General features: G+C 43.7%; 16 protein-coding genes and 1 other annotated feature. All 16 genes read right to left on the reverse strand.

The features are described 5' to 3' along the window. Nucleotides 1–9: 9 nt before the first annotated feature. Complete coding sequence (locus M3593_RS04680) at nucleotides 10–459, reverse strand: YaiI/YqxD family protein (protein WP_251540929.1); 450 nt, start codon at nucleotides 457–459, stop codon at nucleotides 10–12. A gap of 520 nt (nucleotides 460–979) precedes the next feature. Then, nucleotides 980–1798, reverse strand: coding sequence for a pyruvate, water dikinase regulatory protein (locus M3593_RS04685; protein ID WP_251540930.1), 819 nt, complete (start codon nucleotides 1796–1798; stop codon nucleotides 980–982). Between the two features lie 31 nt (nucleotides 1799–1829). Further along, nucleotides 1830–2462 carry a transcriptional regulator CcpN gene (gene ccpN, locus M3593_RS04690; protein ID WP_144476168.1) on the reverse strand — a complete coding sequence of 211 codons (633 nt, stop codon included), beginning with the start codon at nucleotides 2460–2462 and terminating at the stop codon, nucleotides 1830–1832. Nucleotides 2463–2754: 292 nt separating this feature from the next. Further along, nucleotides 2755–4830 carry a glycine--tRNA ligase subunit beta gene (gene glyS, locus M3593_RS04695; RefSeq protein WP_251540931.1) on the reverse strand — a complete coding sequence of 692 codons (2076 nt, stop codon included), beginning with the start codon at nucleotides 4828–4830 and terminating at the stop codon, nucleotides 2755–2757. Further along, nucleotides 4823–5713 carry a glycine--tRNA ligase subunit alpha gene (glyQ, locus tag M3593_RS04700; protein WP_144476166.1) on the reverse strand — a complete coding sequence of 297 codons (891 nt, stop codon included), beginning with the start codon at nucleotides 5711–5713 and terminating at the stop codon, nucleotides 4823–4825. Before glyQ ends, glyS begins: the two co-directional genes overlap by 8 nt. Nucleotides 5714–5804: 91 nt before the next feature. Beyond that, nucleotides 5805–5977: a binding site (T-box leader), on the reverse strand. A gap of 72 nt (nucleotides 5978–6049) precedes the next feature. After that, nucleotides 6050–6802, reverse strand: a complete 753-nt coding sequence (gene recO, locus M3593_RS04705) for a DNA repair protein RecO (RefSeq protein WP_251540932.1) — start codon at nucleotides 6800–6802, stop codon at nucleotides 6050–6052. A gap of 31 nt (nucleotides 6803–6833) precedes the next feature. Continuing rightward, the gene (locus tag M3593_RS04710) at nucleotides 6834–6977 is read right to left on the reverse strand and encodes a YqzL family protein (protein WP_144476164.1); all 144 of its coding nucleotides are present in this window, start codon (nucleotides 6975–6977) and stop codon (nucleotides 6834–6836) included. A 170-nt stretch (nucleotides 6978–7147) separates the two neighbouring features. Then, nucleotides 7148–8077 carry a GTPase Era gene (gene era / locus M3593_RS04715; RefSeq protein WP_144476163.1) on the reverse strand — a complete coding sequence of 310 codons (930 nt, stop codon included), beginning with the start codon at nucleotides 8075–8077 and terminating at the stop codon, nucleotides 7148–7150. A gap of 422 nt (nucleotides 8078–8499) precedes the next feature. Next, the gene (locus M3593_RS04720; protein WP_144476162.1) at nucleotides 8500–8883 is read right to left on the reverse strand and encodes a diacylglycerol kinase family protein; all 384 of its coding nucleotides are present in this window, start codon (nucleotides 8881–8883) and stop codon (nucleotides 8500–8502) included. Next, complete coding sequence (ybeY, locus tag M3593_RS04725; RefSeq protein WP_144476161.1) at nucleotides 8867–9337, reverse strand: rRNA maturation RNase YbeY; 471 nt, start codon at nucleotides 9335–9337, stop codon at nucleotides 8867–8869. Before ybeY ends, M3593_RS04720 begins: the two co-directional genes overlap by 17 nt. Continuing rightward, the gene (locus M3593_RS04730) at nucleotides 9334–11514 is read right to left on the reverse strand and encodes an HD family phosphohydrolase (RefSeq protein WP_251541275.1); all 2181 of its coding nucleotides are present in this window, start codon (nucleotides 11512–11514) and stop codon (nucleotides 9334–9336) included. Before M3593_RS04730 ends, ybeY begins: the two co-directional genes overlap by 4 nt. Before the next feature lie 203 nt (nucleotides 11515–11717). Further along, entirely contained in the window at nucleotides 11718–12677 is a 960-nt protein-coding gene (locus M3593_RS04735; protein ID WP_251540933.1) for a PhoH family protein, read from the reverse strand. 2 nt (nucleotides 12678–12679) lie between these two features. Continuing rightward, the gene (yqfD, locus tag M3593_RS04740; protein ID WP_251540934.1) at nucleotides 12680–13867 is read right to left on the reverse strand and encodes a sporulation protein YqfD; all 1188 of its coding nucleotides are present in this window, start codon (nucleotides 13865–13867) and stop codon (nucleotides 12680–12682) included. 17 nt (nucleotides 13868–13884) lie between these two features. Then, a complete protein-coding gene (yqfC, locus tag M3593_RS04745; RefSeq protein WP_079509795.1) occupies nucleotides 13885–14169 on the reverse strand; it encodes a sporulation protein YqfC in 285 nt (94 codons plus the stop codon). A gap of 116 nt (nucleotides 14170–14285) precedes the next feature. Then, complete coding sequence (locus M3593_RS04750; RefSeq protein WP_144476158.1) at nucleotides 14286–14846, reverse strand: hypothetical protein; 561 nt, start codon at nucleotides 14844–14846, stop codon at nucleotides 14286–14288. Between the two features lie 34 nt (nucleotides 14847–14880). Then, on the reverse strand, nucleotides 14881–15876 hold the full coding sequence (gene floA, locus M3593_RS04755) for a flotillin-like protein FloA (RefSeq protein WP_144476157.1): 996 nt from the start codon (nucleotides 15874–15876) through the stop codon (nucleotides 14881–14883). Nucleotides 15877–15918 lie beyond the last annotated feature (42 nt).

Here is a 15918-nt window from a genome sequence, read left to right on the forward strand (position 1 = left end):
GACCCCATATTAGTTGTGATTCCTTGAACATATCTTAAAATTCGACAAAAGCATGTTCAATTCCTTCATGAATTTTTCTCTGTCTTTTTCGGTGAAAGGTTTTGGGCCTTTCCCGTAAAAACCCTGCCTCCTGGCCTTGGCAGAAATATGCCTAAGCTCAAGTGCAGTCTGGATTCCTTTTTCTTCGTATAAACTTCCCCTCGGGGAGATTGTGTAAACCCCTTTCGCAATGAGTGTAGATGCAAGCCCAATGTCTTGCGTCACTGCAAAATCACCTTTCTTAACGTGATTCATTAAATAAAGGTCTACAGCCTCCTTATTGGAATCGACAAAAACCCAGTTCTGCCCCTGAAGATCATTCTTCATATGAGCGTATGAAGCCACAAAAACAGCTTCGATGGAAAACTTCGAAGCAATTTCGACAATTTCCTTTATGACCGGGCAAGAGTCTGCATCCACAAAAAGGGACTGACTGTTGATTTCACTAGTATTAATTCTACATCACTCCGCATATTCCTTCTTCAGGAATGTATTTTTTACAGGGAATTTTGTCGAATTTTTTCGCGGTCTACATCTTGACAACTGATAGTAAATAGTTTATTCGTAATCTGTCAAGTCTAAACCTAAACAGATACATTTTTATCACAATTTTTTATTATAGTATAAGAACGCCTATTTTTCCATTATTTTTTCTCGAAAATCATCAGTGTTTAGAAGTGGAAGCTGAGGTGCGCGAAATTTTCGAGAACAAAATGGCTTCATAAAAAGAATGCTCTGTTAAACAAGACTGTTGATTCTTAATCCAGCCACTTAGTTGTCCTCAGGGTGGCGCTTAACCCGCAGGACAATGAGAAACTTCCACGAACTTGTCCACGAACGAAGAAAATACGTAAACCTTTTCGAGGAGTCTCCGCGCTGCACTAAATTAACAGGACATAAAATTTAACAGAGCAAAAAGAAAGCACATACAAAATATGTGCTAATTGCCTATCTGCCTGTTTCGGACGGTATGGAGGATGACATTGGCCGTTTCTTCTACGGCTTTATTTGTCACATCGATTACTGGGCATCCGATTTTTTCAACAATTCCGTCAAAATACTGTATTTCTTCTTTTATTCTCTCGATATTGGCATAAATTGCCTGGTCATTCAATCCAAGGGAAATCAGTCTTTCTCGCCTGATCTGGTTTAACTTATCAGGCGTAATTCTAAGGCCAAAGCATTTTTCCTTTGGAACAAGGAATAATTCTTCCGGAGGATCAACTTCAGGTACAAGCGGCACATTCGCCACTTTGTATCGCTTATGGGCCAGGTATTGTGATAAAGGCGTCTTGGAAGTTCTTGAAACCCCCACAAGGACGATATCTGCTTTAAGTATGCCCCTTGGGTCGCGGCCGTCATCGTACTTAACCGCAAACTCGATGGCTTCGACTTTCTTGAAGTAATCTTCGTCAAGTTTACGGACAAGACCAGGTTCATATAATGGTGTCTCGCCGCTAACTACCTGGATCTGCTGCATGAGCGGACCTATGATGTCGCATGCATAAATTCCCTCTTTACTGGCAGACTCCTGCAAATAATCGCTGATTTCAGGCTTAACCAATGTGTAAGCGATCATTCCGTCATCATGCTTGGCCATGGAGATGACTTCATCGATATTTATTTTATCCTCAACATAAGGAAATCTTTTTAGAGATACATCCAAATGTTCGAATTGGCTGATGGCAGCCTTTGTCACGAGCTCTGCTGTCTCGCCGACAGAGTCAGAAACCACATAAATAATAGGTGTTTTATTCATTCTCCAATCAACCCCTTCTCCGCCTTGATTCTTATTCTTCTCCCAAGGCAACAAAAGCCTTTGTAATGTTTGTCTTTGTCAATCTTCCAACAATCTCATATCCTTCATCTGTATCCTTGATGATCGGCAGGGCATCAATCTGTTTTTCAATTAATTCCTTTGCAGCATCAATCAGCAGATCATCCCGCCTGCAAACTGTTATATTCGGCATCCTTGTCATGATGATATTCACTGGCAGCGTGGACAGCTCCTGATTCCCGATGCTTGCCCTCAATAAATCTTTCCGGGACAGCACACCTACGAGTTTCGAAGTCTTATCTACCACGAATAATGTACCTACATCCTCAAGGAACATCGTAACAATCGCATCATAGACAGATACATTTTCAGGGACGACGACCGGAATGGACTGATAATCCCTGACAAGGATTTTTTTAAGATTCTCAGAAAGCAGCTGATTACCGGATTTTCCGGTATAGAAGTACCCGACTCGAGGTCTGGCATCCAAATATCCCGCCATTGTCAGGATGGCAAGATCAGGCCTGAGGGTAGCTCTGGTCAGATTAAGTTTTTCTGCTATATGTTCTCCGGTGATCGGTCCGTTATCCTTTACGATTTGCAGGATCTGCTCCTGTCGTTTATTCAGTTCGATTGTCCTCACCACCCATCGGGATTTTCTATTTATCCCGTATTCTTGGTTTTCAGCTTTTCCGAGATAGCCTCATTAGCTGACACTGAGGATTTATGTATTACAGGTTTCCCGAAAAAAGCTTAATAAGATTATTATATACTACATGAGGTAACCAAAAGAAAGAATTTTTATAACCTTCTTATCAATCTAATGACTTTTTCTCTACTCACAGATCATACCTAATAAAAAAGTACTTATTAGAGTGCCTTCCCATGCAGGAAGGCACTCTTTCAGTTCACCGATCTGTTTCTGTGAATAAAGCATGCTATTTTACGACGATATCATTCACCTTGCCAAGTTTCATGATCAGAACCGCTAGTGCTGCCATTTGATTCAGGCGATTTTCCCGGACATCAGGGTTTTCTGCCATAACCATGGTATGCTCAAAATAATCATTGATTTCCGGCTTGATTTCAGCCAGCAGCTGATAATAGGAAGCTGCATCCATTCCGTCATCAGCCTTCTTGCCGAGTTCAAGATACTTTTCATACAACTTTTGCTCATACTCATTTTCGAAGCGTTCCGGTTCGATTTCACCAAGCACTTCTTTTTTGCTGGCAATATTCAAGACACGGCTCAACGCTTCCATATTTTCCTTGAAGTCTTCCCTGCCGCTGGCATCCTGAAGTGCCGCTGCTTTATCAACCAGGGCGGAAACGTTACCGATTTCCCCGCCAAGTACGGCATCGATGAGATCGTAGCGGATTCCCCGCTCCTGCAGCATGTGCTTGACCCTCAGCTTGAAGAACTGGATAAGGTCATGGTATATCTCTTCTTCAGGGCGCTTGCCGATTCCTGCTTCAGAAACAAGGTTAAGCGATAAGCCGACAAGGTTTTCAAGGGTAATTCCCCACTGCTTTTCGATAAGCGTCTGAACAATCCCTGCCGCCTGTCTCCTTAATGCATAAGGATCCTGTGAGCCGCTTGGAATGATGCCCAGTGAGAAAAACGCAACAATCGTATCCAGCTTATCGGCGATTGCAACCAGCGCACCTGCAGGTGATCCCGGAATAGAATCATCCGCATTGCGAGGCATATAATGCTCATTGATTGCAGTTGCTACCTCCCGGCTTTCGCCTTTTTGCAAAGCGTATTTTTCTCCCATTATTCCCTGAAGTTCCGGGAATTCGTAGACCATCTGTGAAACCAGGTCGAATTTGCTGATTTCCGCTGCTCTGTCTGCGGCGCTTACGATCTCAGGTGCAAAATCCATTCTTTCAGCAATCAATCTGACAAGCTTGCGGACACGATCTGATTTTTCAGCGATTGTGCCGATTTCTTCGTGATAGACAACATTCTTTAATTTTTCTAAAGCTGATTCGATCTGCATTTTTTGATCTTCTTTATAGAAAAACGCAGCATCAGCCAATCTTGCTCTTAATACTTTTTCATTTCCGCGGGCCACTTTTTCGATATGGAGGTGGTCACCGTTCCTGACAGTGATGAAATGAGGAAGAAGCTCCCCTTCTGCTGACTTGACAGGGAAATATCTCTGATGCTCCTTCATGGATGTGATCAGGACTTCACTCGGTATTTCGAGGAATTCTTCTTCAAAACGGCCATATAAGGCTGTTGGATATTCGACCAGATTATTGACCTCTTCCAGCAAGTCTTCATCTACTGGGATTACCCATCCGTTTTCTTCCTCAATTTTTTCAAGCTGGGAAGTAATCGCGTCTTTGCGCTTTTGTGCATCTGCGACCACATACTGGCCCAATAATACTTCTTCATATTCTTCAGGAGCTGATAACTGAATTTCCCCTTCTCCAAGAAAGCGATGGCCTCTTGTCGTACTGCCTGTTTGAACACCGGCTATTTCAAAAGGAATGATGTCGTTGCCGAACATAGCCACAAGCCATTTGATCGGGCGGACATAACGAAGTTCAAGATCTGCCCAACGCATGTTTTTCGGAAAGGTCAACCCTGTGATAATCGCTTTTAACTCAACAAGAAGATCAAAGGTTTCCTGCCCCTTGATAAATTTCTTTACATGGGCATACTCTACGCCGTTGATTTCCTTGAAATAAATATCTTCGACCGTCATTCCCTGTCCGCGTGTGAAGCCCATTGCTGCCTTGGACCACTTGCCATCCTCAGTTAAAGCGATCTTTTTCGCAGGTCCTTTTGCCTCTTCCTCGCTGTCCTCCTGACGCTCATCGACATTCGCGACAAGCAAGGCAAGCCTGCGAGGTGTCGAGAAGATGCTGATGCCCTCAAATCCAATATTATTTGTATTCAGCCAGTTCTCTACTTTGGAAGCCAGCTGGTTAATGGAGTCGGTAATGAATCTTGCAGGCATTTCTTCAAGACCGATTTCAAGCAATAAATTCCGTTTAGTCATTTTTAACCTGCTCCTTCCTTTTAATGATTGGGAAGCCCAGTTTCTCTCTTTCTTCATAAAAAGTCTTCGCAACTTTCTTGGCAAGGTTGCGGATACGGGCAATATAACCCGTTCTTTCTGTTACGGAAATAGCACCGCGCGCATCAAGAATGTTAAAAGTATGCGAACACTTCAGGACATAATCATAGGCAGGATGGACAAGCCCTTCATCCATCTGGCGATTCGCTTCCTTTTCGTAAATATTGAAAAGGTTGAACAGCATATCTTTGTCAGAAGTTTCAAATGTATACTTGGAATGCTCATATTCAGGCTGACCGAATATGTCCCTCACTGTAAAACCGTTTGTCCACTCAAGGTCAAAAACATTTTCTTTATCCTGGATATAAGACGCAAGGCGTTCGATTCCGTAAGTAATTTCAACAGATACTGGTTTGCAGTCAAGCCCGCCTACCTGCTGGAAATAGGTGAATTGGGTGATTTCCATTCCATCCAGCCATACTTCCCAACCAAGACCAGCGCAGCCAAGTGACGGGTTTTCCCAGTTATCTTCTACAAAACGGATATCATGTTCCAGCGGATCAATTCCGAGCGCTTTCAGGGAATCCAGGTAAAGTTCCTGGATATTGTCTGGAGAAGGCTTCATGATCACCTGGAATTGATGATGCTGATAAAGCCTGTTCGGGTTCTCTCCGTAGCGGCCGTCTGCCGGGCGGCGTGATGGCTCTACATAAGCGACATTCCATGGCTCAGGTCCAATTGCCCGCAAAAAAGTATATGGGCTCATCGTTCCTGCCCCTTTTTCGGTGTCATAAGCCTGCATAAGGACGCATCCCTGTTCAGACCAGTGTTTTTGCAGTGTTAAAATCATGTTTTGGATATTCATCTTTACACCTCCGGAAAATTTTCAGTTCAAGTTTATGGATCGATTATCTTTACAACAAAAAAACTCCCGCCCCCTATGCATCGTTTTCATGCATAGGGACGAGAGTTTACCCGCGGTTCCACCCTATTTGCTGCCAGAAAGCAGCCACTTTAAAAGTGATGTCGCTCCGGAACGCCTTCCTTACTTTCTGCCACCCGGCTCACACCATACCCGGACTCGCTAATGCAGAGGGAGTTAAGTACTCTTTTCCTTCACAGCAACATATGTAATTGTCATTAAAAATCTGAGAAAGCTATTGATTTGAATAATAGCGAAAAGATTCAGCAATGTCAATAGTTAAAGGCGGTCCCTGAATGAATCCATTTGGTCCAGAAACTTTCTTGTTTTTAGATAAAGACCTGAATATTCATCATAGTATGCGGAAATGACCTTTTTCAATTCAGCTTTTGTTTCTGGTTTGACCGAAATATTGCCCAGCCGGCTTAAGTCCAGCAGATAAAAAAGCCGCAGCAGCCTGACTGTGCCAGGAGAGATTTTAATCCTGTACGGATCCGTTTCAAAGCACCGATGGCACAGGAGCCCTCCCTCCCTGATTGAAAAGTGGAACTCTCCCTCTGTGCTGCCGCAATTTGTACACCTGTCCAGAACCGGATACAGTCCCTGGACATTGAGCATTTTCATTTCATAGATAAATGTGAGGATTTCCATATCATAGCCCTCATTCATATAGTTGAGGGTCTGAAGGAGCAATTCGAACATAAAAGGATTCGATTTTTTATCCTCAGTCACTTTATCCGTCAGATCTACAACATAACTGGCATGGGCTGTCAGAAAAATATCCTCCCGGATTGACCGCATGGATGAAATCATCTCTCCCTGCTGCAGTCCGCCCAGGCCTGAGCTTGCCTGGAAAAGATAGTGGCCATACGTAAAAAGCTGGGTGACGGCAGCGAGCCTGCTGCTGGGCTTTTTCGCACCTCTTGCCATCACACCAACTTTTCCGAATTCCCTGGTATATAAAGTTACAATTTTATTGTTCTCGCCATAATCAGTTGTCCTAATGACAATGCCTTCGCATTTCTGCAGCATCTGTTGTCACCATCCATTACTACAGACAAACCTATGAGATTGGAAAATCAATTTGTGCTAGTTCATCCTCCTGATAACCGGGTATTTCTTGATTGTCTTTCTCTAATTCCTTAAAGAGAAGATACGTGTCAATGTTACCTGTTTGCGAAAACACCTTCCAGGTAAAATCCAACATCGAAAACCCCACCTTTCATTTTTTCACTAGCAATGCATCTATCCCAAATCCTTATGAATATCATAGCCTGTCAATCAGATTTTCATGTTACGCAAAAATTGTAAATCCTGTTTATGAATAATATTTGGAATCCGTTAATATGTTATTGGTGGAGCATTTGCCAAACAGGCTTAATATTCGTCTTCCCTGAAACCGAAATCACGAAGCTGAGTGGCTTTGTTTCTCCAATCCTTCTGGACCTTGACCCATAACTCCAGGAATACCTTTGATCCAAGGAGGCTTTCGATATCATGACGGGCTCGTTTGCCAATCTCCTTCAGCATGCCTCCCTGCTTGCCGATGATGATTCCCTTCTGGGAGTCCCTCTCAACAATGATCGTTGCCATGACATGCACCATTTCCTTTTCAGGCTGGCGTTCCATTTTTTCGATCACGACAGCGAGTGAATGAGGAATTTCTTCCCTTGTCAAGTGCAACGCTTTTTCCCTGATCAGTTCAGAAACGATGAAGCGTTCCGGATGATCTGTTACCTGGTCGGCTGGATAGAACTGTGGTCCTTCCGGCATTTTTTCCTTGATTTGCTGAAGCAGCCGATCTATATTATTCCCTTCAAGCGCAGAAATCGGAACAATTTCTGCAAAATTGAATTTCTGCTGGTAGGACTCGATCAGTTTCAACAGCTCATCCGGATGAATAAGATCGATTTTATTGATGACAAGGAAAACAGGCGTCTTCACATTTTGGAGTTTTTCAATGATGAATTCTTCTCCGCGGCCATATCCTTCCTGGGCATTGACCATAAATAACACCAAATCGACTTCTTTTAAAGTATTTTGTGCAACCTTCATCATGAAATCGCCAAGACGGTGCTTTGGTTTATGGATTCCTGGAGTGTCGATGAAAATCAATTGTGAATCATCGAGTGTCAATACTCCCTGCACCTTGTTCCGGGTCGTTTGGGGCTTATCGCTCATGATCGCAATTTTTTGCCCGATTACCCTGTTAAGAAAGGTCGACTTTCCTACATTTGGTCTCCCAATGATTGATATGAATCCTGATTTGTGCGATTTATTATTTGAGTCTTGATTATTAAAGTTCATCCTGTAATTCCCTTCTCCACTTTATTTTAACTTATTTCCAGTGTGATTTCATCGTTTGTAGCGAAAATGAAATATAAATTTTTAAATTTTCTAAAAACATTCAAGCACTGTTTGTACACTGTGATGATATTTTACTCAAGTTCTTTCCTATTTTCAAATCGTTCTAACATGTAACTGGCTATTGTCGCGATAGGAGCCTTTTAAAAAGGCTCTTTTCTCAAACTTTGTTGCTATTGACTACTAAATTGGATTGAATGACCTAGTTTTCTTTATAAAATTCAAGCTTATTATGAGAAAAGAGCTTGCACACTTAAAAACGAACTGCAAAATTGCTTATAGCACGTTAAAATCGGCTTTAAGATTTTAACAACAATCTTTACGAAAACAGCCTTTAAAAAAGAAAAGTTGCCCTGTTCGGACAACTAACTGAACCATGCTGGAATTTTCGGCAAAAAGATGATCATACCAATAATGACGCTGGCAATCGCAAAAATGAGCACAGCACCGGCAGCAATGTCTTTCGCCTGCTTCGCAAGCGGATGGAATTCTTCTGTATACAAATCAACCGTTCTCTCGATTGCCGTATTCATCATCTCCAACGACACCATTCCGCCAATACACAGAATAATCGCAATCCATTCGTATTTGTTAATCTCAAAAATGAAGCCAGACAGAACGACGAAAACTGAAATACCGAAATGGATTTGTACATTTCGTTCCCTGGCTGCTGCTGCAATTCCTTCAAAACCAAATTTGAAGGAGGAAGTCAACGGATGCTTCCTCCGTTTATCAGCGTCCAAGGCCATATCCTTCGAGCAGTTCCCTTTGCCTGTCAAACATCTGTTTTTCATCATTTTCATTCATATGATCATAGCCCAATAAGTGGAGGAAACCATGGACTGTGAGAAAGCCAAGCTCTCTCATGAATGAATGGTTGTATTCCTCTGCTTGTTCCCTTGCCTTAGGAATGGAGATGATGATATCCCCCAGGATGCGGGGGATATCCTCCCCGACAATCTCCAATTCACCTTCGCCCATTTCCTCTAATGCGAAAGAAATGACATCTGTCGGCCGGTCTTTATCCCGATATTCCCTGTTGATTTCCTGAATGCGTTCATTTGAAACGAAAGTTACAGAAAGCTCGCTTCCGTCCTGGACATTCTCATTCACCGCAGCATGATTCAAAAGTTTTTCAATTTCAATCATCTGCTCTTCTGCCAATTCATTTGTTTCATCCAAAAAATCGATTTCTAAACTCATGCCTGCTTCACCTTCTGTTTATTCATTTCTGGATATTCAATTCTGGAATGAAAAATTCCCTTTAATGTCTCACATAAAGTATCAGCAACGGTGTCCAGCTCTTTTAAGGTGATATCACATTCACTCAGCTGGTCATCCTGAAGCCGGTCCCTGATAATGTTGTCGACCAGTGTTTCGATCTGCTCATGGGTTGGATGGTTCATCGATCGTACGGCTGCTTCGACACTGTCGGCAATTCCGATGACCGCAGACTCTTTTGTCTGCGGCTTTGGCCCTGGATAGCGGAAATCTTCTTCCTTCACTTCATGGCCATTTTGTTTTGCTTTATGATAAAAGAATTTCAGCAAAGTAGTCCCATGATGCTGCTCAGCGATATCAATTATCTCTTTAGGCATACGATGTTTGCGAAGCATCTCTGCGCCATCCGTCGCATGGGCGATGATGATATTTTTGCTTGTCAGCGCTGGCAATTTATCATGAGGATTATCGATATTGATCTGGTTTTCGATAAAAAACTGCGGGCGTTTCGTCTTCCCGATATCGTGATAATAGCATCCAACCCTTGCAAGAAGGCCATTTGCACCGATTGCCTCACATGCGGCTTCCGATAGATTGGCGACCATGACACTGTGATGGTATGTTCCCGGAGCCTCAGTAAGAATCTTTCTTAAGAGCGGGTGATTAGGATTGGACAGTTCAATCAGCCTTAAGGTAGAAAGAATGCCGAATCCCGCTTCAAAAAACGGCAGCAGACCAATTGTCAGTACAGCCGAGACAATTCCGGAAACGAACGCGGCAGTAATATAAAACCCATATTCCAATCCAGAATACTGGCTATTCCTCAGGAACAAAATTGAAAGAATGACAATAAGGTTGATCACCGAGACAAATAAACCTGCCTGGAGTATTTTGGACCTCCGATTCTGTTTTTGCAAAAACAGGATCGCCGCCAAACCGCTCAATAAAATATAAATTCCCAGGGAGACATTCAATGTCCCGGTAATGCCTTCGTTGAATATGATCGTGCCGATCACCGCAAGAATGGCCACCTGCAGCAGGGCAAGCCTTTCGTTGATCAGGATCTTGATCAGCATCGCTCCCATAGCTGCAGGGAAAATATATCCAATCTCGGAGTATTCAAATTCATCGAACAGGCTGACCAGTTTCATCAATAAAATCGCGGTAATAAAAATAATACTGAAAATCAACAGGTTCTTTTGTTTTTTATCAGCGTTTTCCATTTCATTAAAAACGACATAAAGTCCAAACAAGGTTAATGCAGTAAGCATCCCTAGCCCGATGAACGGCTTATATGAATTTTCACTTTCCAGCAGGCCGACCAGTTGCAGTTTCTTATAGATATCCCTGCTGATCAGTTGTCCCTCATCCACGAGAATTTGACCTTCAAGAATCCTTACTGGTTCCACACTATCCATTGTCTGCTGGCGCAGGTCCTCGGTAGCTTCAGGATCATAAAATTCATTCTGGACGACAGCATAACGGCCAATTTCGATGACAGCCCTTTTCAAGCCGCCGTTTAGACTGGTATACTTCAATTCTTCCTCAACATTCAATTTTGCATTCTCCACTTCATCCGCGGGAACACTATGCTTCATTGTATTATTGATCGCCGTGACGGTGAGGTCCTTTGCAGCTTGCAGTTCTTCCTTTGGGGCTTGCAGTAAAGCAATGAATACGTCATCTGAAAGACTCTTCGTTTCACTGTCGGTCAATTTGGTTTTCAGCTTTTCGATTTTCTCCTCAATCGTCGGGACCTGAGGTGCGGAAACGTCTTTCCCATCCGCCTCGGCGGCTGTCTTCTGTTTATCAATTTCTTCCTGTGCTTCTGCATTGACTTCAGACACAGAACCAAATATCGAAGTGACCAGATCCACCCTGTTCTGGGCATATTCCCTCTTGACCCGATAAACGTCATTGACCTGTTCGACCGCTTCTCTGCGGTTCGCTTCTGTGCTTTCTTTATCCTCAATCGTAATAGGGGACCTGATGGTTTTCTCTGCCACAGAGAATAACTCGAGATTAAGCTTTTCAGGCTTCACATTGGTGAACATAGCAGAATACATAACAATACCAATAAGCAAGAATAATAAAACCCGGAAAATCTTTATATTCAACAAGTCTAAAATCGCTGTTAATTGGACCTGCAGCTTTTCCATATCCATACTGCCCTCCCGCTAAACAAATCGAGCCAGTTTGAGAATAACTGGGAAATCACCTGACTTTAAGTACCATCATATCAGTTTTTATCCAAAGTTTCATCACTAATTGAAATAACCGCCGTTTACAGGAGTAAAATTGTACTTTTCCATGCAAAAGCAAAAGTCCGCTCACAATTTTTTCAGGAGCGGACTGAGGTTGTTCATTCATTTTTTCCATATGCTTCAATGATCCGTCCGACAAGCGGATGACGCACCACATCAGCCTGTTCAAGGTGCACAAAAGAGATTCCGGAGACATCCTGCAATACATTCTCCGCCTCTACCAGGCCTGACTTAGCGCCTTTCGGCAAATCAATCTGGGTGGTATCACCTGTTATGATCATTTTGGATCCAAATCCCAGACGCGTCAGGAACATCTTCATCTGAGCCTGTGTCGTGTTCTGGGCTTCATCGAGAATGACGAACGCATCATCAAGAGTCCTTCCCCTCATATAAGCAAGGGGTGCAATCTCGATCGTTCCTCTTTCAATCAGACGCAATGTATGTTCAGTGCCCAGGATATCATGCAAAGCATCATACAGCGGACGGAGATAAGGGTCGACCTTTTCCTTCAAGTCCCCAGGGAGGAAACCGAGGCTTTCTCCTGCTTCTACAGCCGGTCTTGTTAAAATGATTTTGGATACCGTTCCATTTTTCAGTGCCGTGACGGCCATCACGACAGCTAGATATGTTTTCCCAGTACCAGCCGGTCCGATGCCAAAAACAAGGTCGCGGCTTTTGATGGCATTCACATAATGTCTCTGGCCAAGTGTCTTGACCCTGATGGGTTTACCTTTTACATTTTTACTGATTTCTTCATCGTATAAATCCCTGAAATATTCCAAGGTCCCTTTTTCGGCCATTTGAATAGCGTAAACAGCTTCTCTCTGGCTAACACTTATGCCTTTACGGATCACCGCAAGCAGGTTTTCCAAAACAGCCTGGGCCAGTGCGACCTGCTCCTCAGGCCCGGAAATCCCTATCGTCTCACCGCGTGTCACAATCGAGACTCCAAGCTCCTGTTCAATCAATTTCAGGTTGATATCTGCATTGCCGAATAATGAAACGGCTTCAGTTGGATTCGCTAGTTGGATTTCAGTCGTCTTTAGGTCTTCTGTCATTCTCAGTCTCCTTGGATAATTGGTTGTCCTTCTGCAATATCTTCAATGATTGTAAAATGTGTGATTAGTCTTACTTTATCATTCTCAATTGACTGATGTAAAATTTTTTCCCCTTTTATGATAGCATTTTCAGGCAGCATGTTTTTTATATCCTTCCTGGCAAGTTCTTTTGCACTTTCGATCGCTTCTTCCCTTGTATAGATGCGGGTAACCTGTTCCCGCTCCCTGATCGTCCTTTTTTCGATCTTAGCCGGAAGCTCCCATTTGAAAAATTTTATTGGCTGCTCTGAGACTTCGGTTTCATACTCCTTGAATTCATTCTTCCCAAAACCCCATACAGGTATTGCTTTTCCGGCTATTTTCAAAGAATAAATTCTTTTTTCATTTCCGTTATAGACCTGGAATGTACTTTTTAAAGGCAATTCCACCTTGGTTGAATACCAGGTCTCCCCAAGGATTTCACCAGTGGCCGCTACCACTTTTTGCTCATTCTCCTTACCATACAAGCCTGATACAAGGAGCTGACCGGGCTGCACAAAATCATTCACTTCCACCACCGGATCCCCTTTCTCCACGAAAATTTTGACAATGGCCGCCTTCTTTTTCGCAACTAAATGCCTTGGACCAATTGCTTCCGCTTTTTCCGGCTCACTTTTCTCGACAGCCTGAAAATGATAGGTCGTCCCCTTCAGCTCTACACCAATCCACGTCAAAGCCCCTACCTTATCTGTCAGTTCCTTCTGGATGCTTTCGACATTGTCAATCGAAAACTGCATTTTACCGACACCAATTCCCATCTTGTCCAATTCCTTGCGAATTTGATATTCAGTCGCGGGGCTGGCACCGTTTATTTCAATTCCCCAAACCATGTTTGAGAGGAGCACGATCAACGCAAAAAACAAAATTGCTCCTGCTAAAAAACCACTGTTTGTCCATAACTTCTTTAAAAAGAAAGGGCCTCCCGCCCTCTCCAGGAACCTGATCTTGCAGTGACTGTCCCTCGCCGGGATCCGCAGCTTTTTCACGTCCTGCAGATTGACATAAAAAGTAACCGCCTCTGAACCATGTTTCTTCACATTCCAAATTGACACGCCATTACGTGTCAGCTGGTTCAGGAATCTTTCTATGCCCCTGCCTGTCAATTTCACCTTCACAGTGCCAGAAAAGGTGTGTATCCATTGGTTTTTCATTTGGCTCCCCCTCAACTTCAATCATTTATATATAGAACCTGATCGATTTTTCCTTCGAGCAGTATCTCTTCAGGCAATATTGTCTTGATAACGAACGCCTTGCCCTTGACCAGAAGCTGGCCGCCTTTGATCATAAGCCTCACTTCACCATCTGAAAAAGCAAGCAGGCCCCGATGATTTTCTATATAAATATGGACTTGCCCAATCATCGTGATTCTAGGGAGATCCATCATGACATCTTGAGGAAGATCCATTTTTTGTGTCATCCATTTGCGTACATACTGGCCCCATTTTTTTGCCATAAAAAAAAGAACCCCCTTTCATCTCATATGTATGAGAAAAAGGGAGGTTCTAGCACCATTTTTAACTTTATCATAAGCATTCTTTCAAACCAGCAGGAGCGGTCAAAATCCTTTGCCTAATATCTCCTCGACGGGTTGTAAGGCTTTTTCGCACGGGGCTTTCCTAGGACTTCAGCCCAGATCAATCCCTCTAACAGAGTGTCTTTATCCGGCTGGAATACGACATCGGTTTGTACCTGTTCTCTCTTCTGGTTCAGCCGGCCAGATGTTTGACTGGACGACATCCTGCCAGTTTGCTGTTTTTTTGCAGATTCTTCAGTTTGATGCTTTCGTTCTTGATATTTCTTTTGAATATCTGTCAGGACTTCAACTCCTGAATCGGCCGGGCTCTGACTTCTCTTGTCCCTGCTTGGTTCTGCAGGTCTGCGGTTCTCGGACCGGGGATAGTAATCATCAGCTTTTTCAATCTCAGGACGGAGCGGCTCCCTTTTTGCTTCGGCCTGCTGTCTTCTCACAGGCGCCGGACGTGGCTGCTGGACTGGTCCGGGCGGCCTGACAGGACGGCGCTGCTGTTGCTGGCTGCCATCCTTCTTTTTTTGATTGAACAGACTTGAGATTACCCCGATCAGAATGAACAGGGCTATTGGATTACTGAATAATTCTAATAAAATTTGCATGTGGAGCCCCCCTTTCTTTTATCGGGTTCTCTCATCATTGATTATTCTTATCGTCTTTTTTACCGTTTGACAGCTTGCCGATGGAACCTCTCATATCTGTGTCGGCTTCGATATTCTGGATATTCATATAGTCCATCACACCAATGTTCCCTTCACGAAGCGCTTCGGCCATTGCCAATGGTACAGTAGCTTCCGCTTCGACCACTTTCGCTCTCATTTCTTCGACGCGCGCCTTCATTTCCTGTTCTTGTGCAACAGCCATCGCACGGCGCTCTTCGGCCTTCGCCTGGGCAATCTTCTTGTCTGCCTCCGCCTGCTCAGTCTGCAGCTCAGCACCGATGTTTTTGCCGATATCAACGTCCGCGATATCAATCGATAGAATTTCAAATGCTGTTCCTGCATCAAGACCCTTGGAAAGGACGGTTTGTGAAATCATATCAGGATTTTCCAACACTTTTTTATGGTTGTCGGAAGAACCGATTGTCGATACGATCCCTTCACCAACACGGGCAACAATCGTTTCTTCACCAGCACCCCCGACGAGTCGGTCGATGTTCGCTCTTACTGTGATTCTCGCCTTTGCCTTTACCTCGATTCCATCCATGGCTACACCTGCGATGAATGGAGTTTCAATAACCTTCGGATTAACACTCATTTGTACGGCTTCCAGTACGTCACGGCCTGCAAGGTCAATCGCAGCCGCTCGCTCGAATGAAAGCTCAATATTCGCACGGTGTGCAGCTATCAGGGCATTAACGACCCTATCAACATTACCCCCTGCAAGGTAGTGGCTTTCCAGCTGGTTAGTCGTTACATTCAAACCTGCTTTATGAGCCTTGATCATCGGATTGATGACCCTGCTTGGGATTACCCTTCTTAATCTCATTCCGATCAGCGTGAAAATGCTGACCCTTACACCCGCTGCCAATGCTGAAATCCATAGCATTACCGGCACGAATGTCAGCAATACACCAAGGAAAATGATCCCAAGTGCAACCGCAATCAATACAAACGCTGTACCTGCATCCATTTGAACTGCCTCCTAAGAATTATATTACCCAGGCTTTTGATC

The sequence above is a fragment of the Mesobacillus sp. MER 48 genome (assembly GCF_023714225.1).
Lineage (GTDB): Bacteria > Bacillota > Bacilli > Bacillales > Cytobacillaceae > Mesobacillus > Mesobacillus oceanisediminis_A.